The sequence below is a fragment of the Pseudomonas sp. HD6515 genome (genome assembly GCF_024971855.1).
In the GTDB taxonomy this organism is placed as follows: Bacteria; Pseudomonadota; Gammaproteobacteria; order Pseudomonadales; family Pseudomonadaceae; genus Aquipseudomonas; species Aquipseudomonas alloputida.
Genome location: NZ_CP079827.1, coordinates 3336611 through 3358984 on the forward strand (window position 1 = coordinate 3336611; position 22374 = coordinate 3358984).

Here is a 22374-nt window from a genome sequence, read left to right on the forward strand (position 1 = left end):
TTATCTAGCCATTTGGCAACATCAGGGGAATGTGAAGGCTTTGCACTCCATCCCCAAGGATCAATCCAAGATATCGGATTGACTCCATAGCTATACAGGTTAGCTCCTCCCAATAATCCAATTGGGTCTTGATTCACAAATCGTCCAACTTCTGGATCGTAGAATCGAAAAGTATTGTAGTGCAGGCTCGATTCGCAATCAAAATATTGACCTTGGAATCGTATATTCTGCTCCACCTCACTAACTACTAGCTGCTCTACCGAGCCCCACGAGCGATAGGTCGCCTGCCAAACGATCTCGCCCTCGCTATTGGTCAGCTCGATCGGCGTACCGATCTGATCGGTATGGAAGTAATAAAGCTTTTGCTCCTCCCCTTCAGCCTGATCGACTCGCGCCAGCGGCGCATAGCTACCCGGCTCGTACAGGTACAAGATGCTCTTCGCAGGCGATTCCTCCCGCAGCATCCTCAGCCCCTGCCAGAGGAAGCGCTTCTGCTCGACCTCGCCATTGATTTCAGCCTGCTTGGCTATTCGCCTCCCCAAGCTGTCGTACCGATACTCGCCTTGGCTTTCCAGCTTGCCATTGACCAACGTCCCCGCCCGCACCAGCCGGTTCTCACAGTCATAGCTGAAGTGCTGCAGCTTGCTGTGCCCCGAGCGTTTCTCGACCAGATTGCCCCACGGGTCGTAGCGGTACTCCTGATCCCGCCACTGTTTGATGCGGTTGTCCTTGACCTTGTCGAACTGCCGCGCATTGAAGTCCAGGCGGTTGGCTGCCGGGTCGTAGCGGAACTCCTCGCTGCCGATCAGCGAACCGGTATCGCGACTGCGCAATTGGCCGTTGGCTTCGTACTCGTACTTGATCTCGCCGCGTAGCTTGTCGAGGGTACGCACCAGTTCACCGGCCGGGTCGTACTGATAACGGCGGTGGATCGGGTTGTAGGCGTGCTCCACCAGCAACGAGGTATTCACACCGGTGTTGTGCACTTGCGAGAGCTTGTCGGCCGGCAAGGTCGAGGCAAACTGCCAGGCCTTGCGCCCCATGGCGTCGTAACCGAAGCAACTGGTGAGCTTGCCCTGGGTCCGGTACACCTCGCGGTGCAGGTCATCGCGCTCCATGTCGCTGATCACCTGGCCGTCCAGGTTCAACTGGTGCAGGTGGCCACTGCCGTAATACAGGTGATTGACCTTACGCCCATCCGGCAGGGTCAGCGTGGTCAGGTTGCTGAGCGGGTCGTACTCGTAGCCAAGCGTGCCGTCAGGGGTGATTTCTTTGGTCAGACGGCCGAGCAGATCGTAGGTGTATTCCAGCTTTTCTTCTGTGATCCCAAGCTGCTTGCCGATCCCGGTCGGTTGCCGCTCGATGCTCAGCAACCGGTCACCGTCGTCGTATGCGAATGTCTGGCTCGCATCACGGTTGATCTTGGCAACCAAACGGCCAATGGCATCACGCTCGAACAGCGTATGGCGCTCGGGCCGCTCGGCATTTTCGCCATAGCCAATCTCATCCAGTCGTGTGAGATGGCCACCGACGTCGTAGCTGAAACGCCGGGTCAGGTTATCCACCCGCACTTCTTCGCTCAGCCGGTCCGAAGTGTCGTAGGCAAAGCTGTACGTGGCGTTGTTCTCGTTGACCAGCGCGGTCAGGCGAATGGCCTTGTCGTACTCGTAGCGAACCCGCTGGCCCATGGCATCCTGGCGGCTGCTCGGCAGGCCACGGGCGGTGCGCATCAGGCGGGTGGTCTGGCCCTTGCCGTCGGTGTGGCTGAGCACCTGACCGTAGACGTTGTAGGTGAAGCTTTCCGTGGTGCCGTCCGGGTGGCTGATGCGCAGCACTTCGCCGTCGGGCTTGCGCTCCAGCGTGGTGGTCTGGTTCAGCGCGTCTGTTACCGCCACCAGGTGCTGGCGTTCGTCATAGCGGTAGTACGTACTCTTGCCCGAGCAGTCCTGGTAGCGCTCGACCTGGGCCAGGGTGTTCCACCACAGGTACTTGGACTTGTAGGTCGCATCGATGATGGTGTGCGGCAGGCCGTCATCGCTGTTCAGGTACTCGGTCATCTGGCCGAGGGCATCGAATTCGGCGAGTAGGTTGCCCTTGTCGTCGTAGCGCGCTCGCCAAGTGCTGCCATCCGGGTAGCTGACCTGGGTCACTAGTGTGGTCAGGTGGTGATATTCGTACTGGGTCTTGCGGCCCAGCGGGTCGGTCTCTTCGAGCAGGCGGGAGAATTCGTCGTACTTGAATTGCAGGCGGTTACCGTCCGGCAAGGTCAGGCCAACCATATTGCCGTGTTCGTCCAGCTCGATGGCGTAACGCTCGCCGCCATAGTCGCGGCTGGCGACCACGCGGTGGTCGGCGTTGTACTGCACTTGCAGCTCGCGGCCGAGCACGTCGGTGGCCCAGCTGGTGCGGCTATCGAGGTCGTAGCGGAAGTGGTAGTGCTCGCCGTCGCTGGTCCAGTGTTCGACCACGCGCGGCTTGTCGCCCAGGGTTTGCCAGCGGTAGTGGCCACCTTCGGTGCAGACCTGTGCCAGTGCTGCCAAAGAGGTGGCGCCCTTCCTATGAAAGACGCAATTTCTGAATTGACGATTTATAGAGACATCGGGGCTTTCGCCCCAAAATACTACCTAACATGTTATTAAAGAACTACGGACACCTGCAAAATACAATATTAGCAAATTCAAACAAAACCAACCATGGCGACAGACAGCGCTACCCAAGACCTGTCAACTTGATTATTTGATCAGTATATTTTTGCATTTGGGACTCTACACAATTTAATATATTCCAGCAGGCATTCACGACCAGACATCGCCAATGCAAGCTCAATAAGATTGGTCAACAAAAAACCTTGTGAATATAGCACTCCATATTTGAGACACAACAAATAGTCACGCATCAACCCAACAACTAAACCTTGTAGATATACACTTTTGAATCTTTACTGCAAAAATATAAGCCAACCACGTTTTCGCCATTTCGCTCAATGAATATCTCTGTGCTAGGAGCGCTATTGCTAGCATATACAATCATTGATGTTATCCTTGCTGCTTCACACCTATACTCATAGCACCAATATTCACCATCGTCCTCCAGGCGGCATGATATATTTGGTACTCCATTCTCAAATACAACCCCAGACGCCCTAATAGCCTCTCCGTCATCGTCAAAACGGATTGAATAAGTAGATTGCCCCTCCATCTGATATATCTCAGTTTCTATCACTGTCGCGTTCACACCATATATATCAGACCTATAAAAACCATACGACTCAGAGCAATAGAACTTAAAGCAATTTTTTTTATTCTTTGGCTCAGAGTTGAGAATGGGAGACGGAGTCACCCCGGCCAATTCCAGACCATAAGGCAATATAGAAAAACTTGGCCCCCTAGACCATTTTACTTCTTCACTTATTATGCACTGCACGCCCGCACTTTCAGAAAGATCCATATCAAGCTTAGATTTTAAAATTTCAACCAAACCTTTAAATTTATCAGGAATCACGACTACCTCCTAACAGCAAAAGTTTTACCGCTATTTAATTGCTCTTTGAGCTCTGCGAGTCCACTCAAAAAATCTTTCTTAGTTGTTCTGCCAGCCAATGTATCATACACATGTTGCTTGTAGGCATTTCCATGTATGCCAGCCCCCTTATGTGGCGTCGTTAGTGTTCCGGGAACTCTAGCAGATTCTGTATTTGGCAACCAGATGCCGTTTTTCCTGTTATTGATATCGATCCCCAGTTCTTTCATTTGCTTTCTCAAAGCTATCATTCTGGCGTCTTTTGAGTTGGACATTATGATGTGATGCGCGTCATACTGCCCTCCACCTACTGGTTTACTACCGAGGCTGTCTGCAAGTTTTTTCGCATCGGACCCGCAGGATAGCCCAAGTGGATCCAACCATAGGATCGGATTTAGAGCATACCCATAGAGATTCATTCCGCCGTCGATACTCAACGGGTCTTGCGTTACGAAACGGCCAACTTGTGGATCATAATATCTATAAGCATTGTAATGCAGCCCTGTCTCAAGATCACAGTATTGACCTTGAAAGCGCATGTGCTGCATAACTTGGTTGACCGTCAGCTGCTCTATCTCCCCCCAAGAACGATACGTCGCCTGCCAAACGATTTTGCCGTCACTGTCCGTCAGCTCCAGCGGCGTACCAATCTGGTCCGTATGGAAGTAATAGACCTTCTGCCCTTCCCCTTCAACCTGATCAACCCGCGCCAATGGCGCATAGCTACCCGGCTCGTACAGGTACAGGATGCTCTGCCCAGGCGTTTCCTCCCGCAGCATCCTCAGCCCCTGCCAGAGGAAGCGCTTCTGCTCGACCTCGCCATTGATTTCAGCCTGCTTGGCTATTCGCCTCCCCAAGCTGTCGTAACGATACTCGCCTTGGCTTTCCAGCTTGCCATTGACCAACGTCTCCGCCCGCACCAGCCGGTTCTCACAGTCATAGCTGAAGTGCTGCAGCTTGCTGTGCCCCGAGCGCTTCTCGACCAGATTGCCCCACGGGTCGTAGCGGTACTCCTGATCCCGCCACTGTTTGATCCGGTTGTCCTTGACCTTGTCGAACTGCCGCGCATTGAAGTCCAGGCGGTTGGCTGCCGGGTCGTAGCGGAATTCCTCGCTGCCGATCAACGAGCCGGTATCGCGACTGCGCAATTGGCCGTTGGCTTCGTACTCGTACTTGATCTCGCCACGCAGCTTGTCCAGCGTACGCACCAGTTCACCCGCCGGGTCGTACTGGTAACGGCGGTGGATCGGGTTGTAGGCGTGCTCGACCAGCAACGAGGTATTGATGCCGGTGTTGTGCACCTGCGAGAGCTTGTCGGCCGGCAAGGTCGAGGCAAACTGCCAGGCCTTGCGCCCCATGGCGTCATAACCGAAGCAACTGGTGAGCTTGCCCTGGGTCCGGTACACCTCGCGGTGCAGGTCATCGCGCTCCATGTCACTGATGACCTGGCCGTCCAGGTTCAACTGGTGCAGGTGGCCACTGCCGTAATAAAGGTGATTGACCTTGCGCCCATCCGGGAGGGTCAGCGTGGTCAGGTTGCTGAGTGGGTCGTACTCGTAGCCGAGCGTGCCGGCAGGGCTGATTTCTTTGGTCAGACGGCCGAGCAGATCGTAGGTGTACTCAAGCTTTTCTTCCGTGATCCCAAGCTGCTTGCCGATCCCGGTCGGTTGGCGCTCGATGCTCAGCAACCGGTCGCCGTCGTCGTAGACGAAGTCTTGCCGCGCATCGCTATTGAGCTTGGCGACCAAACGGCCAATGGCATCACGCTCGAACAGCGTATGGCGCTCGGGCCGCTCGGCATTTTCGCCATAGCCAATCTCATCCAGTCGTGTGAGATGGCCACCGACGTCGTAGCTGAAACGCCGGGTCAGGTTATCCACCCGCACTTCTTCGCTCAGCCGGTCCGAAGTGTCGTAGGCAAAGCTGTACGTGGCGTTGTTCTCGTTGACCAGCGCGGTCAGGCGAATGGCCTTGTCGTACTCGTAGCGAACCCGCTGGCCCATGGCATCCTGGCGGCTGCTCGGCAGGCCACGGGCGGTGCGCATCAGGCGGGTGGTCTGGCCCTTGCCGTCGGTGTGGCTGAGCACCTGACCGTAGACGTTGTAGGTGAAGCTTTCCGTGGTGCCGTCCGGGTGGCTGATACGCAGCACTTCGCCGTCGGGCTTGCGCTCCAGCGTGGTGGTCTGGTTCAGCGCGTCTGTTACCGCGACCAGGTGCTGGCGTTCGTCATAGCGGTAGTACGTGCTCTTGCCCGAGCAGTCCTGGTAGCGCTCGACCTGGGCCAGGGTGTTCCACCACAGGTACTTGGACTTGTAGGTCGCGTCGATGATGGTGTGCGGCAGGCCGTCATCGCTGTTCAGGTACTCGGTCATCTGGCCGAGGGCATCGAATTCGGCGAGCAGGTTGCCCTTGTCGTCGTAGCGCGCTCGCCAGGTGCTGCCGTCCGGGTAGCTGACCTGGGTCACCAGTGTGGTCAGGTGGTGATACTCGTAAACGGTCTTGCGGCCCAGCGGGTCGGTTTCTTCGAGCAAGCGGGAGAATTCGTCGTACTTGAATTGCAGGCGGTTACCGTCCGGCAAGGTCAGGCCAACCTACCGCTCATCATAAATATATATTTTCTCTTCACCACGCAAAGTGAATAAGCCCACAAGATCCCCTTCCTCGAAAACGGGATATATCTTAATACCTGGCAAGCTATTAGACGAAAACGTTAGAATTTCCTGAAGACGCCCTTGATTCCAGTCGTAACCTAACGTCCAAAATTCCGAGTCAAAATCAACCCTGCAAGCTTTACGTACTTCTCCTTGCTCTTTATCAATTACCTTGAGCCACAAACGTTCGCCGTGACGATTCATCTTAATTGAATAATCTCGCCTGTCATCATAGAAAAAATATTCAAACCCATGAATTTCACCCTTTGCATTGTAGATATCTACCTTCTGCAACCGCCCATCCACGTAATAATATTTGTTTATATTTTTTTTACTTGTAGGTTCCTTTGCAGTCAGCCTGCTTGGCTTTACACCTGACATCTCTAATTCATAAGGAATAAATGAAATTCCGACTCCTTTCGACCACTTAATATTCGAGGCTTCGGCACAATCAGGATCAAAATCCAAAACAAAGGAAGAATCCTCAGCCTTCTTGACAACCTCATCTTTAAAGCGCTTCAAATCTTCTACCAGCATAGTTCTACCTTATCGTTTTAAATGAAATACCATCAAACAGCGACTGCTTAATCTCGGAAAGTGCGCTGAGAAATTCCTCTCGACCATTGGCTACGGAAAGCTTATCAAAGACATATTGCTTATAGGCTTTGCCGTGCACACCCGCACCTTTGTGAGGGGTGGCAGTTGTACCTGGAACCCTTGCAGACTCGGTATTGGGCAGCCAAATCCCATTACGCTTATCATTTATATCAATGTCCAATTCATCCATCTTTTTCCGGAGTGCAATCATCCTCGCATCTTTCGAGTTGGACATCACAATATGATGCGCATCATACTGACCTCCCCCCTGTGGACTTATCCCGAGTTCTTTTCGAAGAAGCTTGGCATCTGAGTTGCACGACAGACCTAGTTCATCGATCCACCCTATAGGGCTAGGTGCATATTGATATAAATTATCTCCACCTGCTAGACCGATGGGGTCTTGTGTCAGAAATCTCCCGATTTCAGGGACATAGAATCGGAACGTGTTGTAGTGCAGCCCCGTTTCGGCATCAAAGTACTGACCTTGGAAGCGTAGGTTCTGCTCCACCTCATTGACCGCTAGCTGCTCTATCTCACCCCACGAGCGATATGTCGCCTGCCAGACAATCTCACCCTCGCTATCCGTCAGCTCAAGCGGCGTCCCAATCTGATCCGTATGGAAGTAATAGACCTTCTGCCCTTCCCCTTCAACCCGATCAACCCGCGCCAACGGCGCATAGCTACCCGGCTCGTACAGGTACAGGATGTTCTGCCCAGGCGTTTCCTCCCGCAGCATCCTCAGCCCCTGCCAGAGGAAGCGCTTCTGCTCGACCTCGCCATTGATTTCAGCCTGCTTGGCTATTCGCCTCCCCAAGCTGTCGTAACGATACTCGCCTTGGCTTTCCAGCTTGCCATTGACCAACGTCTCCGCCCGCACCAGCCGGTTCTCGCAGTCATAGCTGAAGTGCTGCAGCTTGCTGTGCCCCGAGCGCTTCTCGATCAGGTTGCCCCACGGGTCGTAGCGGTACTCCTGATCCCGCCACTGTTTGATCCGGTTGTCCTTGACCTTGTCGAACTGCCGCGCATTGAAGTCCAGGCGGTTGGCTGCCGGGTCGTAGCGGAACTCCTCGCTGCCGATCAACGAGCCGGTATCGCGACTGCGCAACTGGCCGTTGGCTTCGTATTCGTACTTGATCTCGCCGCGTAACTTGTCGAGGGTACGCACCAGTTCACCGGCCGGGTCGTACTGGTAACGGCGGTGGATCGGGTTGTAGGCGTGCTCGACCAGCAACGAGGTATTGATGCCGGTGTTGTGCACCTGCGAAAGCTTGTCGGCCGGCAAGGTCGAGGCAAACTGCCAGGCCTTGCGCCCCATGGCGTCATAACCGAAGCAGCTGGTGAGCTTGCCCTGGGTCCGGTACACCTCGCGGTGCAGGTCGTCACGCTCCATGTCGCTGATCACCAACCCGTCCAGGTTCAGCTGGTGCAGGTGGCCGCTGCCGTAGTACAGGTGATTGACCTTGCGCCCATCCGGGAGGGTCAGCGTGGTCAGGTTGCTGAGCGGGTCGTACTCGTAGCCAAGCGTGCCGTCAGGGGTGATTTCTTTGGTCAGACGGCCGAGCAGATCGTAGGTGTATTCCAGCTTTTCTTCCGTGATCCCAAGCTGCTTGCCGATCCCGGTCGGTTGCCGCTCGATGCTCAGCAACCGGTCACCGTCGTCGTATGCGAATGTCTGGCTCGCATCACGGTTGATCTTGGCAACCAAACGCCCAATGGCATCACGCTCGAACAGCGTATGGCGCTCCGGCCGTTCGGCATTCTCGCCATAGCCAATCTCATCCAGTCGTGTGAGATGGCCACCGACGTCGTAGCTGAAACGCCGGGTCAGGTTATCCACCCGCACTTCTTCGCTCAGCCGGTCCGAAGCGTCGTAGGCAAAGCTGTACGTGGCGTTGTTCTCGTTGACCAGCGCGGTCAGGCGAATGGCCTTGTCGTACTCGTAGCGAACCCGCTGGCCCTTGGCATCCTGGCGGCTGCTCGGCAGGCCGCGGGCGGTGCGCATCAGGCGAGTGGTCTGGCCCTTGCCGTCGGTGTGGCTGAGCACCTGACCGTATACGTTGTAGGTGAAGCTTTCCGTGGTGCCGTCCGGGTGGCTGATGCGCAGCACTTCGCCGTGGGGCTTGCGCGCCAGCGTGGTGGTCTGGTTTAGCGCATCGGTCACCGCCACCAGGTGCTGGCGTTCGTCATAGCGGTAGTACGTACTCTTGCCCGAGCAGTCCTGGTAGCGCTCGACCTGGGCCAGGGTGTTCCACCACAGGTACTTGGACTTGTAGGTCGCATCGATGATGGTGTGCGGCAGGCCGTCATCGCTGTTCAGGTACTCGGTCATCTGGCCGAGGGCATCGAATTCGGCGAGCAGGTTGCCCTTGTCGTCGTAACGCGCTCGCCAAGTGCTGCCATCCGGGTAGCTAACCTGGGTCACCAGTGTGGTCAGGTGGTGATATTCGTAGGTGGTCTTGCGGCCCAGCGGATCGGTCTCTTCTAGCAAGCGGGAGAATTCGTCGTACTTGAATTGCAGGCGGTTACCGTCCGGCAAGGTCAGACCGACCATATTGCCGTGTTCGTCCAGCTCGATGGCGTAACGCTCGCCGCCATAGTCGCGGCTGGCGACCACGCGGTGGTCGGCGTTGTACCGTACTTCCAGCTCGCGGCCGAGCACGTCGGTGGCCCAGCTAGTGCGGCTATCGAGGTCGTAGCGGAAGTGGTAGTGCTCGCCGTCGCTGGTCCAGTGTTCGACCACACGTGGCTTGTCGCCCAGGGTTTGCCAACGGTAGTGGCAGCCCAGCCCCAGCGCGTTGCTGTGGGTCACCATCAGGCCGTCGGCGTAGCTGAAGCTGCGCACGGTGTCGCCGTTGCGGTTGATCACCGTGCTCAGCTGGCCGTGTTCGTCGTAGCGGTACTGGGTAAGCGTTTCCACCGCTTCGTTGTTCACCACGCGCTTGATGTCGGTCAGGCGACCCAGCGGGTTGTCGTAGTGCAGGTGTACGCGGGTGCCGCCGGTGGCGCTGATGTCGGTCAGTGTGCCGTCGGGCGTGCGGGTGAAGTGCAGGAAGTGGCCGAGGACGTTCTCGATACGCTGCAGCGGCACTTCGGTGTTGGTGTCTGGCACTTCGCCAAAGTAGAAGAACAGGTTGTCGAGGGTCTGCAGGATGTAGTGGCCGCCCTCGGTGCACACCAGGTACACCTGCTCGTGCGGGTTGTAGATGCGCTGCCCCGGTTGCAGGGTCACGAACGGGACTTCGCGGCCCTGGTTGTCGGTGAGGTAGATGAATGCCCCCTGGCGGCGCAGGCTCTGCTCCCAGGGCAGCACCCAGCCGCGGCCGAGTACGCTGTCGACCGTCAGGTCGCTGGCGTAGAAGCGCGACCACTCGATCGGCATCAGGCCCGGCAGGCTGAAGTCGATTTCATCGGGGATCAGCTTGCGGCCCGTCGTGAGGTCGACGGGGTTGCCGACCAGGCCGCCGATAGCCTTGCGGGCCACGGGTTCGACCACGTAACGGCTGGCCACCTCACCGGCGACGAAGCCGGCCGTGAACTTCAGCGCGCAAGGCATGACGGCTTTCATGCCGGCCTGGGTACCCGCCTTGATCAGCTGGGCGATACCGCCTGCGGCACCGGCGATGGCCATCAGCACATCCACGGTGGTGCGCAGCCACTCCGGGACTTCATCGTCCACGGGCAGGTAACGGTAGGTGCCGCCGCCGATGATGACGTTGTCCGAACCACCGGAAATGGTGGCGCCGCAGGTCAGCTTGTCGCCCTTGCGCGCGGCGGCGACGCTGTTGATGAAGACGTTGGTCGAGCCTTCGGCAATCTGCACCGGCCCTGGGTGCTTGTCGCAGGCACCGATGCTTTTTTCGACGCGGGCGGCCTTGCGGCTGTTGATGAACACGTTGGGTGAGGCAGTGGTTATCGTCCCTGAGGGGGACGAGAACATACTGCCTATCGCCTCTCCGGCGGCGGTCAGCAAGCTGCCCCCGATGCCGGCTGCGAGGCCGGCCAGCAAGGCCACGCCGAACCCGCAGGTGAACGTGGCGATGGCCACCGTGGCCACCAGCGCAATCCCCAGGGCGGCCCCGATCAGGAAGCCCCCCAGCGCGCTGGTGTGCGATATCTCGTCGCCGAACCTGGCCGCTTCGAACATGAGGGGTTACTCCTGTTCGCCGGACTCGGCGCTGGTTTCGGACGGGGCACGCGGGGTGAAGCTGGCCAACAGGTTGTCCCAGTCCTGGTTCTGCTGGGCACTGAAGTCGGCCTGTGCAGTGGTGGAGAAGATCAGGGCACGCCCGGGGCTGATGATGAAGGCGGCCTGGCGCTGGTACAGCGGGCGGCCCTGGTTCATGTAATAGGCGTCGATCTGGATACCGGCAATGGGTGCGGTAACCGAGAGCGTGACGGCCTTGTTGCCCATGCGGGTGTAGCCGCGCAGCTTGGAGGTGAGCAGCTTGACCTGGCGATCGACATAGGCCTGCAGCGATTCGTCCGGCAGCAAGGTGTCACGCGAGATGGTGATGCTCAAGGGTGCTGGAACACTGGCACCCAAGACGAACATGTTGACCGTGCGGTCCTCGAAACCTGCCGGCAGCGCAATGCCGCCTTCCTGTAATTCGTAATCCATGCGATGAAAATTCCTGATAGCGAAAAAATCGGGGTCAGCCCTGCGCGAAGCCATCGAGCATGCGGTCGAACTCGGCCAGCCACTGGCTCAGGCCGGGCTTGCTGGGGTCGATCACGCTGGAGATATCCAGCCATTGCAGCGAATCGCTGCCGGCGATGGGCACCAGTGCGCCGACCAGGCGACCGTGCCGAGGCTCGTGGCCGGCATTGAAGTGAAAGTCCACGACCTTGGCCGGGTTCCCAGCCAGGAGGCAATCACGTTGGCGAATCACGCGCAGTTGCGGGTTCAATTCGCGCAAAGCCTCGACTGCGCGCTGGAACAGTTGCTCCAGCGGCTGCCTGGCGGGTACATCACGGCGGCGGATGCTGAGGCTGACCGGCTCGCCTTCATGCTCGAGGGTGGTCTGGATGTCGCGAAAACGAAAGCCGAGCGGAAACTGCAAGGAGAACCCTGCGAAGGTGAAAGCGCTGGCGACATCCTGCAACACGGCTGGCAGCGGTTCCGGCTCGGGCACAGGCTCGGGCACATGAGCAGCTTCCGCCAGACTGGCCAGCCGCGCAGACTCCTCTTGCGCTTCGCGCCTGGCAGAGATGCGGTCGTAGATCGAGGGCTTGTACATGAACCTTGCCTCAGTCGTTGATCCGCACTGCGGCGCCAGTGATCTGGGTGGTGTCGGTACTGGTGGTCACGATGACCTTGCCTTTGATCTCGATGCCTTCCGGGGTCAGCGTGATGCTGCTGTCGCCCACCTGCAGGATGATGTGCTGCTTTGCGGCCACCTGGATGAACTGGTTGTCGACCTGCAGGGTGTAGGAACCTTCGGTCACCTGCACCACGGTGTCTTTCTTGACCGTTTCGGTGTGCGTACCACCAACAGTAATCGAGCGGTTATTCCCCACATCATGGGTCTCATCCAGCTCGATCTCGGTATCCATGTTGCGCTCGGCATGCATGATGATCTGCTCGGCGCCGGCCTTGTCCTCGAAGCGGAAGAAGTTGGCGGTACCGCCGTCGCCCTTCATCGACCGCGTCAGGAAACCACTTTGGGTCTTGTTCGCCGGCAGCGACCATGGCGGAGTGTTGGTGCTGTTGTACAGGCTGCCCATGATCAGCGGCCGGTCCGGGTTGCCGTCAAGGAACACCACCACCACCTCGTCGCCTACGCGTGGGATCTGGATGCTGCCGAAGCCACCGCTGGCACCGGACTGGGCGACACGTACCCAGCACGAGCTGTGATCGTTGAACTGCCCCTGGCGATCCCAGTGAAACTGAAGCTTTACCCGGCCCAGTTCGTCGGTGAAGATTTCCTCGCCTGGGGGGCCGACAACGATGGCGGTCTGCGGGCCGTTGATCAAAGGCTTGCGGGTGTTTAACTGCGGGCGGTATGCGATTTTTTTACGCACGCACACGAATCGGTTGACGTAACCGGCCTGGTCGCCAGTCATGTAGTTGTTGCTGCCGCGATGCTCCACGCTCAGCAACAAAAACTTACGGTTCTCGGCGTCACCGGTGTCGTGCAGATAATGCTGGATCAACTCAAAAGTGTAACCCGGCTTCATGGCCCGGCAATTGCTCTCGCCGTAGAAGGTCTTGCCCATCAACTCGAGCGCTTCGATACGGTTGCGTACGATGGCTTCGCCATCTTCGTAGCTGCCATGGGTGTACTGGCCCGGGAAATCATAAATCTCGAACCTGTCCACATCGCCCTGTTGATTCAAGCTTTGCATGGTCACAGGTAGGAAGTTGCGCGGTTGGCGATAGTCGAACGTGCGAACGGCAATTTGACCGGATTGCAGCTGCCGCGTTGACTGCCACTGAGTAATGGAATCAGCGGTTTCGGTAACCGACGCGGAGTGGTAGCGAATCTGCGGCTGTTCGGGCAGCGGCAACAAGGTGCTGGAGTCATCGGTGATGACCATCAGGTGGGAGTCGGCCGTGTGCTCGAAGTAGTAGAAAAGCCCTTCGCTCTCAAGCAAGCGCTGCACAAAGTTGAAATCGCTCTCGCGGTACTGGGTAATGTAGCTGTGCGATTTGAGCGACTTGCTTACACGAAATTCGTACTTGGCCAGCGTGCCAAATCCGGCGAACACTTCACTGACAACAGCCTGGACCGATTTTTCTTGAAAAATGCGTGTATCGAAGCGGCAAGTCAGCATCCACAGCCACGGCCCTAGCACGGCTGCATAACGCACATAGCCGCCGTCGCTGCCTTGGGTGCTAAACCGCTGAACATAGCCGTTAATGTAGCGGAAAGAGCCGTTGGATAACTCGATTTCTATCGTGGCCTGGCTGCCAATCAGTGACTTGAGCTTTACATCGCTCTGTTGGCTGAGCAAGGCCAGATCGAATTCATAGAGTTTGGAAAGCTCTTCAGTGCCGGAAAAGTGCTCCAGCAAAAACTCATCGTTGGCTGTTTGTGTCAGGATATTCAGCTTGAACAATCGCCTGTTTTGCGGCGCGAGCATGGAAAGAACGTCAGTTAGCATAATTTACTCCCTGTAACGGTGAACATCAGCGCGCCCGTACGGCGAAAAGCCTGCCCAACCACGAGGCAGCACGCATGCTCTGAATAGTTTCAATATCCATGAATGTGTATTGACGGTTTTCCTTCGCTTCGCGCACTTTCAGCTCTCTGAGTGCACTGATCTTGTCACGATTGTAAAACACCATGAACACGGACATTAGCGCAAAGAAGTAGATCAACCCGGTGGCCGGCACGTCATGGCTTTTCATCAGCGGATAGATCACGCTGCTCAAGCCCGCCGCCAAACCCGCCTGCCACCACTGAACTTTCTGGGGCGGCTCGATGGATTCCACGCGCTGCCCTTTAAAGTGGAGAATATCACTTTTACTGCGCCAGTAATAAGCCATTGCATAGGTCAACAACACCAGCACGACGGGTGCGAGCCCTAACATCAAAGAAGTCGCCGCTCCCAACTTCATTTTTTTGTAGGTAACACCCAGTGTCAGCAGCGATGCGAACATTGGTGCAACTGACATATTGAAGAACATGCGCAAATTCGCGAAACTTACAAAGTGCTCACTGCGGTAAGCACAATTGATGCACCACAGCGTCATAACGATAATGATCAGGATCGCCGGCACCGCCATGAATGGCGGCGCCACTCCGGTCATCATCAGGGCCAATATCACGACCAGCAGCCACACCGACCAGATTTTTTTAAAAAAACGTTCTGTGGTAAACATTTAATCCTTCCCCGTCAAGAAATTACCCAGGGTAGTGCCCAGCCCCGAAAAATCATCACTCATGACAAACTGAACTGCCAAACCCGCACCCAAAGACAAGGCAATCACGACTATAGCCGGCCCTGTTAGCCCGCCGACCAATACACCGACACCAAAGGCCAATGCATTGGTCGGCTGGGTGTAAGCTGACTTCTGGAAGAACTCCGAGACGCTTTTTGCCTCCGTCGCATCTAGGTAAGCCTGGGGGCCGAACGCCAATGCGCCGCCTAATTTGGCACCCGTCAGTACTTTGCCTACGCCACGGCTGCTGTACCCGGCCGAGTCAATATGGGCAGTTGCACGCATCGCCTTGGCGGTATTGAAAGCAGCCACATGCAGGTTACTGCCCCGACCGGGCAGCCTGTACAAACTTGCCTGGCTATTGGCGGGTATTTCGAAGTAGAGGTTTCCGCCCATGCGCACCAGTTTCAGGCGCCCTTTCATGGCCCTGGCGGCAGATACACTGCCGGGTTTGCCACGTGACGCTGCCCACTTCTTCAGCTTGCCGCGCGTGGCATCCGTCATGTTCAGCAGGTTTTCAACTTTGGTGGCTTTGGATGCGGCATGGCCTAGCGCAGCAACGTTGGCAAGCGTGCCGGGTAAATTTGCAGTTGAAAATAATAGTGCCCCTACGACTGGAATCTTCTCGGCCTTCTCCTTGATGGCCAGCAGTTCATCCGCGGCAAAACGCCCCGATTTTTCCATTTTTGCAATCAGGCTATAAAGTAACTGCGCGTATTCTTCGGCTTCGTCAGCACTCAACTGCGTTTCGGACGACTGTAGTTCAGCAACAAGAAACTCGGCGGCACTCATGTCATCAGCCGAATAAAGGCCGCCTACATCCATCTTGGCGTAGGTTCTGGCTGCTACAACACTTGGCCATGGCAGGTCACCCTGCCCGAGAAGGCCGTCTTGCCCGCCGAGGCCCATGGGGTCGGCTGCGGTACAGGGATAGATTCTGTTCACGATTCTGTTCACGCCTTGTCAAAAATCCTGCTTGCGCGACCTGCGCAGTATCGGCCCACGTCTCAGGCGCTGCGACCTATGCAGGCAAGCAAAGTTCCCAACAACACCTGAATATGCCAACCAGATCACAAATGGATTTGCCGGCCGAGTGTAGAGGGCGCAGGAAACACTGGAATGCGCAACTCTGTCAACTATGAATATCGCTCATCCTTCGCATTAGCCGTTATGAATGAGATGGCATTGCGCCATCTTTTGCCCATACACCAGCATTACCAAGAACGTTCACAGGACACTGTGGTCAATGTTCTACATAGCGCCTACGCTTGGGATACTTGTGACGCTGGGCTTGTGGGCGAAGGGGTACACACCCTGCCAGAAGCTGTTGACTTCAGGATCTGCCTGGCAGGTGTGCTGGATCAATGATGAGCGGTATTGTTTCAAGTCTGATTCCTATACCCGTGACGGCTGGCCTTGCAAGCGCATGAGTGATAAAAATGCCTGCATCCAGGTTGACGGGCGCCAGTAATTCTAATACCCACACCCACGTCGCTACTTGTAGGAAGTCATGACAAATACAGAAATCATCAAACAATTGGAAGCGCTCAAATGAGCCATTTCACTCCAATCTCCATCAAATTCAGGCTGCTCGCCGCCCCCACCCCGCTGACTTGCGTAAGCCATCCGGGCTTCAGCCTCACCCCTGACAGCTACACAGAAAACAACTGAGTTAATAAATCCGCGAGCCTTGAAACATTCCTCGAATCAGGCCATCAATAGCTGTCGTAAGTCAGCTCTTCCATCTCGTGTCACCTTGGGATGCTCCGTCAACTTGCCGCGCGGAGACGGTGAGTTGATATTTCCCCGTCACGCAGGCTATCTATCGAAAAAGCGCTCAATGCGTCATGTTTTCAGAGGCTTTTCGCCCAGATTTCTCTTTTAAGCGCGCAGTTCACCCATACCCATCAGCTGTTTTCGAGCCATCCTCAGGTTCCACAGGGCGATCAGTGTGGTGGCCGGGGCGTTCGCCTTTGGCGTCGGCGCGGCGCCGGGCGCGGTGGCCGGCGCCGGCATTGGCCTGCAGGTCGGCAACCTGATCCTCATGGGCCTGGGGCTGTCCGCCATCGCCGAGTATTTTTATCAGGGCCTGCCTGTCGACCCTTCAGCAAGGCATGACCACGGCCTGGTTCGCCGAGGATGGCCTCAAGCCCGCTGGCCTGGACCCGAGCGGCGGTTCCGCGGCGCAGGCCCAGGAGCGTGTCGAGCGTGCTGCACGCCAGCTTGCTCGCGGGCAGGAGCAGTGGGTGTTGCTGTTACTGACAGCCATCGTCACCTACCTTACTCGGGGCCAGATGAAGGCCGGCGTCATGAGCAGCATGGAAAGCATTGCCGCCCGGAGCGCTCGGCTGCAGGCCGAGATCTCCAACAAGCAGCTGGCAGCCTGGTTGGCGAAGAATGAGCAGAAACTGTTGGCGCAGCCGGAGTTGCAGCCCAAAGAGGCCACACCGATCTCTCGTGCACAAGCGCAACCGGAGCCATTGCGACCACTACCCGATCGACCACCCATTGCTCAGGCACCGGATAAGCCAGGCTTAACGGAAGTTTCCCGTAGGGAGTACCTGAACAAGAAGTTCGCTCGAACGGGTAACTTGGCACAGGACATCAACATACGAGGCAACCAGGAAACTGCTGTAAACTTCTTCAAGTCACAGGGCTATAAGCCTGCCGACTACGAAGGCTACATGAACGGCTTGGACTTCACTCAACCAGTCTTCACGGAAACAATCAACCGGGGCAAGACACTTTGGCAATTCCAGGTGCCCGGCGGCCGGCAAGGCATGTGGTACTCTCCTACCCCTGACGTGGTGCCAGGGCAACTGGGGATCAACCCGCTTGGCCAGATCTACAAAACGGAAACCATCGCGCCCAAGATCGTGAACGTCTATCAGAGCACTGAGAAGGTCACGCTGCTGAGGAGTACCTCGGCACCGGTACTGGATACCTGGTCCGTTCCTTCCCAACCCTATAACGCCATTGGCGGTGCTCGGCAGATGACCTCTGGCCAACGCGAGCTCTTCAAACTGATAACACCAGGTGCATTATGAAACCCACAACCCCCCTCGGCTATGTACAGAAGGCTATCGACATTACCGCGCAGCGGAACAAGGCCTGTCCCGCTTACCCCATTTATGGGATGCTACTAAACCAACTTGACTATGTGAAAGCCGTGTTCGAAGGGCGTGAGCAAGATAAATCGAAACTCCACCAACTCAGTATCGGTGCCATTGCCTCGAAAGAATTCGAAGAAAATGACCCCGAGTTGGCCAGAGCACTGAAAGACGCCTATTACGTAGCCATCCAGTCGGCTCGTGGCCTCAAAATTCAACTGCCCGATTGATTGCCGACGTTCGATCAGGCCAGCCACTGAACATCGGGCGCAGTCACTGACGAAAGCTATAAACCCTACACCCAGCAGACTGAGCCACGATGGACATTTACGCACTCCGGCAAAAATCGATAGCGCTGCGTGTCATCATTGACCGGCTGAAGTCACACGACCCGGCCGCCATGAAGTTGAGTGTAGAGCTGACGCTCTTGTTGAACGCGGCAAAGCAGCAGCGGATCCGCACCCCGATGGAATGGCGTGACATCCCCGGAAGCTATCTGTTCACCGAAGAAGGGCTGCAGCAGTATGCCGATCTCGAGCACGCCTTCGCCGAGTTTCGTATCGAGCTCTCCGGGGGCGAGCCCCTACCCTGCACAAGCTCAAGGCGCGCATGGGGGAGAAACCCTCCCAGGGATGATGGGCGGGCAGCCTTGCCATCTTTTCATGAGTTCATTACGCCTTTGACGCATGGATGCAACGAAATAGCCCAAACTGTCCTTTTGCCCGGTATGCCGATGATGCGGTAGTGCATTGTCGTAGCCAGAGGCAAGCAGAACACGTGATGCGTTCAATCGCTTCACGTCTAGCGGTTTGTGGCCTCACGATGCATCCCGAGAAATCGAAAATCGTGTACTGCAAGGACAGCAATCGACGCGCAGGGTATCCGCATGTGAGCTTTACCTTCCTTGGTTTCACTTTTAGACCCAGGAAGGCAATCGGCCAGCAGAACAAGCTTTTTACCAGCTTCCTTCCGGGAGTCAGTGCACAAGCGTTGAAGCGGATGCGGCGGGCAGTGCGCGAGTGCGGGGAGAGGTGCGCCCGTGAGTCCAGATACCAAGGCTTTGCCTTGATTATCCAATAATCAGCGACTGAAAATCGGGCTTTTCGGCATCCCAAAGCCGCCCATTTCCGACTGATGAGCAACTTGTTCGGAGTTTCCTTAAAGGACCATCTCCCATCAGCCAGGTCGAGCCGAAGCGCTTGCGAGAGCTTCATGCGAAACAGGACCCTGACTTTGTAGCGCACGATCAACAACTAAAACATGCAGAGACTTTTGCACCCGAGGTCTTAGCAACAAACAGATTAATGAGTATCTCGACAGCCCTGATGGTGGGCTATATCTGCAAAAGCTACGTGCCGCAAACTGCGACTACCACCGAATCTGGAGGTAACATTGACAGGGCGGGTGGCGCACTTCAATATCTTACCCCTAACCGTAATGAGTGGTCGACCACCAAGCTCATAGGCACTATTGATAACTAGGATAGACAATGAACACGCACACACTGAAGGCTACCGCTACAGCGCTTCGTGAAAAACTTGAGGCTCTCGAAGATCAAAATTCCGATGCGAAGCTGATGCTCAACACCCTACGCGGCCTCTTATTAAAAGCTGAAAATGGAAAAATTCATGCCCCCATGGAGGCTAGAGACATACCTGGTTACCGCTACTTACCGGAGACCAACTTACAGGACGATCGTAATCTCAGTCAGTTATTTGCAGAATTTTACATGGCATTGATTGATGGAGAGGAGTGGAGTTCCTTTAAGAAATTCCAAGCCAAAAATAAAAATCACGATTAGAAAAAGATGGAGAACATACAAGAAGCTTGCTCGAACGGGCAACTTGGCAGGACACCAATATACGAGGCAACCAGGATACTGCTGCCAACTTCTTCAAGTCACAGGGCTATAAGTCTGCCGATTACATCCCCCTGTTCATTGAGCCTCTGCATGATCACCGGAAAGAAATTGCGCGACTGACTATAGTCAAAGGTACGAACGGCGATCTTTCCGGGTTGCAGTAGCTATAAGGTTTCAACGATTTGTTCAGGCGGAAATCGCACTTTGCCAAGCTGCCAAAACCTGCAAATACCTCGCCAACTAGGTCTTGTACCGTCTTACCCTGGAAGATTCGCGAGTCGAGACGGCAAGTCAACATCACACTTCCTGGATAACTGGCGTCTAATATCGCTTATTTTCGGCTCTTGAGTGCAAAAACCCGAGCCAACCATGAAGCGTCACGTAACGCACGCACATATTCGATCTCAAGAAATGTGTATTGACGCGCCTCACGACGCTCGCGTTCTTTTAACGCCCTTAACGAAGCGATATTGGTGCGATTATAGAAGACCAAATACAGCGAAATGAAAACCATCACACACAGCACCACGGCCATAGAACTATTATAGTTCTTTATCGTCGGATACAGCAGACTACTCAACCCTGCACCAAGCCCGCCCACAACCCACGAATTGGCCTGCTCGGGTTCGAATACTTCTACCCGCTCACCGCGTAACAGGAATGAACTCGCCTTGCTTCGATGCCCATAGGCCAATGCGAAAGCCAACGCAGTAAGAATGAGCGGCACGGCGCTGATCGCAAGCGCCGCTACGCCTCCCATTTTTGATTGTTTGTACGTTATCGCCATTGACAGGACAAAGGCAAAAAGCGGCACGGCAGTCAAGCTGAAACAGAGACGTAAGGACGCAAAATCAGCAAATCTTTCCGAACGATAGGCGCATTTCACGCACCAGCAAAATGTAACAAAAGACGATACAGCCATGGGCACAAAAACAATCTTCGGCGCCACCCCAAGTGTCAACACTGAAATCATAAGCGTTAAAAACCAGAAGGCCCAAATTCGCGCAAAAAACCGTTCGGTCGTAAACATTTAATTCAATCTTTCCCAATCAGATAATCGCCCAAGTCAGTCCCCCAACCGGTTGCGTCATCACTCAAGGATACTCTGGGCTAGGCGCTATGCTGTCCAACATATGCGATGTAGCGCGAGCCGCCTTTGGCCACTTCGATTTCGATGCTGACTTGCTAGCCCATCATGAGCGGCACGCCGGAGTCTTCGCAGACCAGCAGCAGTTCGTAGTTGAACGCCCACGACAGGGCTTCGGTGCCCTTGAAGGTTTCCAGCAGCAGCTCCTGCTCGGGGTTGGCCAGGTTGTGAAACTTGAACAGGCGGCGGTTCTGTGGCGACAGCAGCGCGGAGGCCAAGTCCATGATCATGCGAAATCTCCTTGAAAACACGGCCAGCACGCGCTTGCGATGCTCAGCTGCAACCCTGATCTTGCGGGCGTATTCTGCATGCGCGCATAACGTGCTTGCGGAATCATGCGACTGCCTGCAGAAAGGAAAGTGCCATCATGCATTGAAATAAGTGCGACAGGATTCACATTCCCGAATGCCAGGCAGGCAGAAAGGCCCAAAGGAAACACCGGCAAAAGCTGCCCTGTCAACTCACTACAGGCCTAGGAAAACGGGGCAATACCGCCCTGCAAGGCAATGTCATATCGCCATCCTTCATCTTCCTCACTGGCGCCCGGAGGCGACCCGGCAATCGCCGAATGGCCCGTCACAGAAGGTTCTTGAGGTATCGATCAGAGCCCATGCCCGACAGCTCCCACTCGAACTGTCTCGCTACCTGACGCATCAGCTCCACTGGCGGAGAAAAATGTTTCATAACGTGGATTCACCGAAGAGGATATTCTTGCGATCGCCAAAGGCGAAATGCCCGACCCCCACCACCTATCCAGATCCAGATTATGTCGCGCAACATTTGGCCCAATTCCAAAATGGCGCCTCACGCTTCATGACCCAGACCAACCTTGAGAAATACGGCATCGCACAGAAAGATAGTACGTCGTTCATCATGCTAGGCCACGAAGCAACCGAACTACTTGCCAAGACAGCAGGTGACAAGCGCGCGTTGGAGTAAGCCCTTGGCTAGCCTGAGAATTTCCTTGATACCAATGCACTGGTCCCGGTAGACATCCCTGATCCGAAGCAGTTGAATCTACGGATTCCATCGGGAAATGAAGCCGGTGCTAACGAATTCTGGATCCCTGGTGGCAAGCTACCTGACGGCAACAGTGAAGTCGTCATAGACGCGGCGAGTATTGCCGCCAAGAGGTTCAATACCGCTCCCCTTTTTTGAAGGCCCCCTATGAAATTCAAAGATCTTTTCATCAGTCGTCAGCACATGTACTCAATCGGCATCGAAGAAGACGCTAGTCAGTATTACGTTTCGTTCCCCGTCAGCAACGGCATGGTTGAATACGAAGAGTATTTCGCCATTGCTCCAGCTACATTTGATGCCTTCATGGATGACCCTGATGCGGCGCTGGCTTTCGTGATAAAATGCCGCAAAAGACAACTTGATGAATTATTAATCATCAAGCCGGGAAAAAATCGGGGCACGGCCATCTAGTGCCACATAGATAAATGCTGACGAAATCCGACACTGCATGACCGTTTGACCCTACCAACAAATGAGTGGTGCCATCTCACGCTGCGGTGAAGTGGTGCAGTCCCTTACCCCAATCAGGACTGACCATGAACACCGAAACACTCAAGCAGAAGATTCGCTGCCCCCCCCCC

Annotated in this window: 17 protein-coding genes and 5 pseudogenes; 9 read left to right on the plus strand and 13 right to left on the minus strand. The window is 55.7% G+C overall.

The window, feature by feature from the left end; genetic code table 11:
- Positions 1-44 precede the first annotated feature (44 nt).
- The 10 genes and pseudogenes from KW568_RS15395 to KW568_RS15440 form a co-directional block, all read right to left on the minus strand.
- Positions 45-2504, minus strand: a pseudogene (locus KW568_RS15395) (RHS repeat-associated core domain-containing protein); the annotation flags it as partial.
- A gap of 403 nt (positions 2505-2907) precedes the next feature.
- On the minus strand, positions 2908-3501 hold the full coding sequence (locus KW568_RS15400) for a hypothetical protein (RefSeq protein WP_259536394.1): 594 nt from the start codon (positions 3499-3501) through the stop codon (positions 2908-2910).
- Between the two features lie 2 nt (positions 3502-3503).
- Complete coding sequence (locus tag KW568_RS15405) at positions 3504-6098, minus strand: RHS repeat-associated core domain-containing protein (RefSeq protein ID WP_409077975.1); 2595 nt, start codon at positions 6096-6098, stop codon at positions 3504-3506.
- A 12-nt stretch (positions 6099-6110) separates the two neighbouring features.
- A complete protein-coding gene (locus tag KW568_RS15410; protein WP_004577237.1) occupies positions 6111-6707 on the minus strand; it encodes a hypothetical protein in 597 nt (198 codons plus the stop codon).
- A gap of 4 nt (positions 6708-6711) precedes the next feature.
- Positions 6712-10914, minus strand: coding sequence for an RHS repeat-associated core domain-containing protein (locus KW568_RS15415; protein ID WP_234547130.1), 4203 nt, complete (start codon positions 10912-10914; stop codon positions 6712-6714).
- Between the two features lie 6 nt (positions 10915-10920).
- Positions 10921-11388 carry a DcrB-related protein gene (locus KW568_RS15420; RefSeq protein ID WP_004576628.1) on the minus strand — a complete coding sequence of 156 codons (468 nt, stop codon included), beginning with the start codon at positions 11386-11388 and terminating at the stop codon, positions 10921-10923.
- A 34-nt stretch (positions 11389-11422) separates the two neighbouring features.
- Positions 11423-12007 carry a DcrB-related protein gene (locus KW568_RS15425; protein ID WP_004576629.1) on the minus strand — a complete coding sequence of 195 codons (585 nt, stop codon included), beginning with the start codon at positions 12005-12007 and terminating at the stop codon, positions 11423-11425.
- 10 nt (positions 12008-12017) lie between these two features.
- Positions 12018-13874, minus strand: coding sequence for a type VI secretion system tip protein TssI/VgrG (gene tssI, locus KW568_RS15430; protein WP_033725266.1), 1857 nt, complete (start codon positions 13872-13874; stop codon positions 12018-12020).
- A gap of 25 nt (positions 13875-13899) precedes the next feature.
- The gene (locus tag KW568_RS15435) at positions 13900-14595 is read right to left on the minus strand and encodes a hypothetical protein (RefSeq protein WP_003248399.1); all 696 of its coding nucleotides are present in this window, start codon (positions 14593-14595) and stop codon (positions 13900-13902) included.
- Positions 14596-15612: a hypothetical protein gene (locus KW568_RS15440; protein WP_003248396.1), complete on the minus strand. Its 1017-nt coding sequence runs from the start codon at positions 15610-15612 to the stop codon at positions 14596-14598. It lies immediately after the preceding gene.
- Between the two features lie 162 nt (positions 15613-15774).
- Here KW568_RS15440 and KW568_RS15445 point away from each other — a divergent pair, with 162 nt between their 5' ends.
- From KW568_RS15445 to KW568_RS15475, 7 genes and pseudogenes are all read left to right on the plus strand, one after another.
- Complete coding sequence (locus tag KW568_RS15445) at positions 15775-16023, plus strand: hypothetical protein (protein WP_019751687.1); 249 nt, start codon at positions 15775-15777, stop codon at positions 16021-16023.
- Between the two features lie 586 nt (positions 16024-16609).
- Positions 16610-17702 (plus strand): annotated as a pseudogene (locus KW568_RS15450) (polymorphic toxin type 46 domain-containing protein); the annotation flags it as partial.
- Entirely contained in the window at positions 17699-17995 is a 297-nt protein-coding gene (locus KW568_RS15455; protein ID WP_003248391.1) for an immunity protein Tsi6 family protein, read from the plus strand. The pseudogene KW568_RS15450 and the gene KW568_RS15455, both read left to right, overlap by 4 nt.
- Before the next feature lie 89 nt (positions 17996-18084).
- Positions 18085-18401 (plus strand): annotated as a pseudogene (locus KW568_RS15460) (hypothetical protein).
- Between the two features lie 30 nt (positions 18402-18431).
- Positions 18432-18782: pseudogene (locus KW568_RS15465) on the plus strand (reverse transcriptase domain-containing protein); the annotation flags it as partial.
- A gap of 472 nt (positions 18783-19254) precedes the next feature.
- On the plus strand, positions 19255-19566 hold the full coding sequence (locus KW568_RS15470) for a hypothetical protein (protein WP_003248386.1): 312 nt from the start codon (positions 19255-19257) through the stop codon (positions 19564-19566).
- A gap of 26 nt (positions 19567-19592) precedes the next feature.
- Positions 19593-19790 (plus strand): polymorphic toxin type 46 domain-containing protein, encoded by a 198-nt coding sequence (locus KW568_RS15475; RefSeq protein WP_003248382.1) that lies wholly within the window; start codon positions 19593-19595, stop codon positions 19788-19790.
- On the opposite strand, the gene KW568_RS31155 is transcribed toward KW568_RS15475, so the two are convergent.
- The 3 genes and pseudogenes from KW568_RS31155 to KW568_RS15485 all read right to left on the minus strand — a co-directional run.
- Entirely contained in the window at positions 19721-19924 is a 204-nt protein-coding gene (locus KW568_RS31155; RefSeq protein WP_121783557.1) for a contractile injection system protein, VgrG/Pvc8 family, read from the minus strand. The genes KW568_RS15475 and KW568_RS31155 overlap by 70 nt on opposite strands.
- A 33-nt stretch (positions 19925-19957) precedes the next feature.
- The gene (locus KW568_RS15480) at positions 19958-20656 is read right to left on the minus strand and encodes a hypothetical protein (RefSeq protein WP_003248379.1); all 699 of its coding nucleotides are present in this window, start codon (positions 20654-20656) and stop codon (positions 19958-19960) included.
- Positions 20657-20814: 158 nt separating this feature from the next.
- Positions 20815-21003, minus strand: a pseudogene (locus tag KW568_RS15485) (type VI secretion system tip protein VgrG); the annotation flags it as partial.
- A 445-nt stretch (positions 21004-21448) separates the two neighbouring features.
- Between KW568_RS15485 and KW568_RS15490 the strand changes: the two are divergent.
- Both KW568_RS15490 and KW568_RS15495 read left to right on the plus strand, forming a co-directional pair.
- Positions 21449-21712 (plus strand): hypothetical protein, encoded by a 264-nt coding sequence (locus tag KW568_RS15490; protein ID WP_004576634.1) that lies wholly within the window; start codon positions 21449-21451, stop codon positions 21710-21712.
- Between the two features lie 228 nt (positions 21713-21940).
- A complete protein-coding gene (locus KW568_RS15495; RefSeq protein WP_004576635.1) occupies positions 21941-22204 on the plus strand; it encodes a hypothetical protein in 264 nt (87 codons plus the stop codon).
- The last annotated feature ends 170 nt before the right edge of the window (positions 22205-22374 follow it).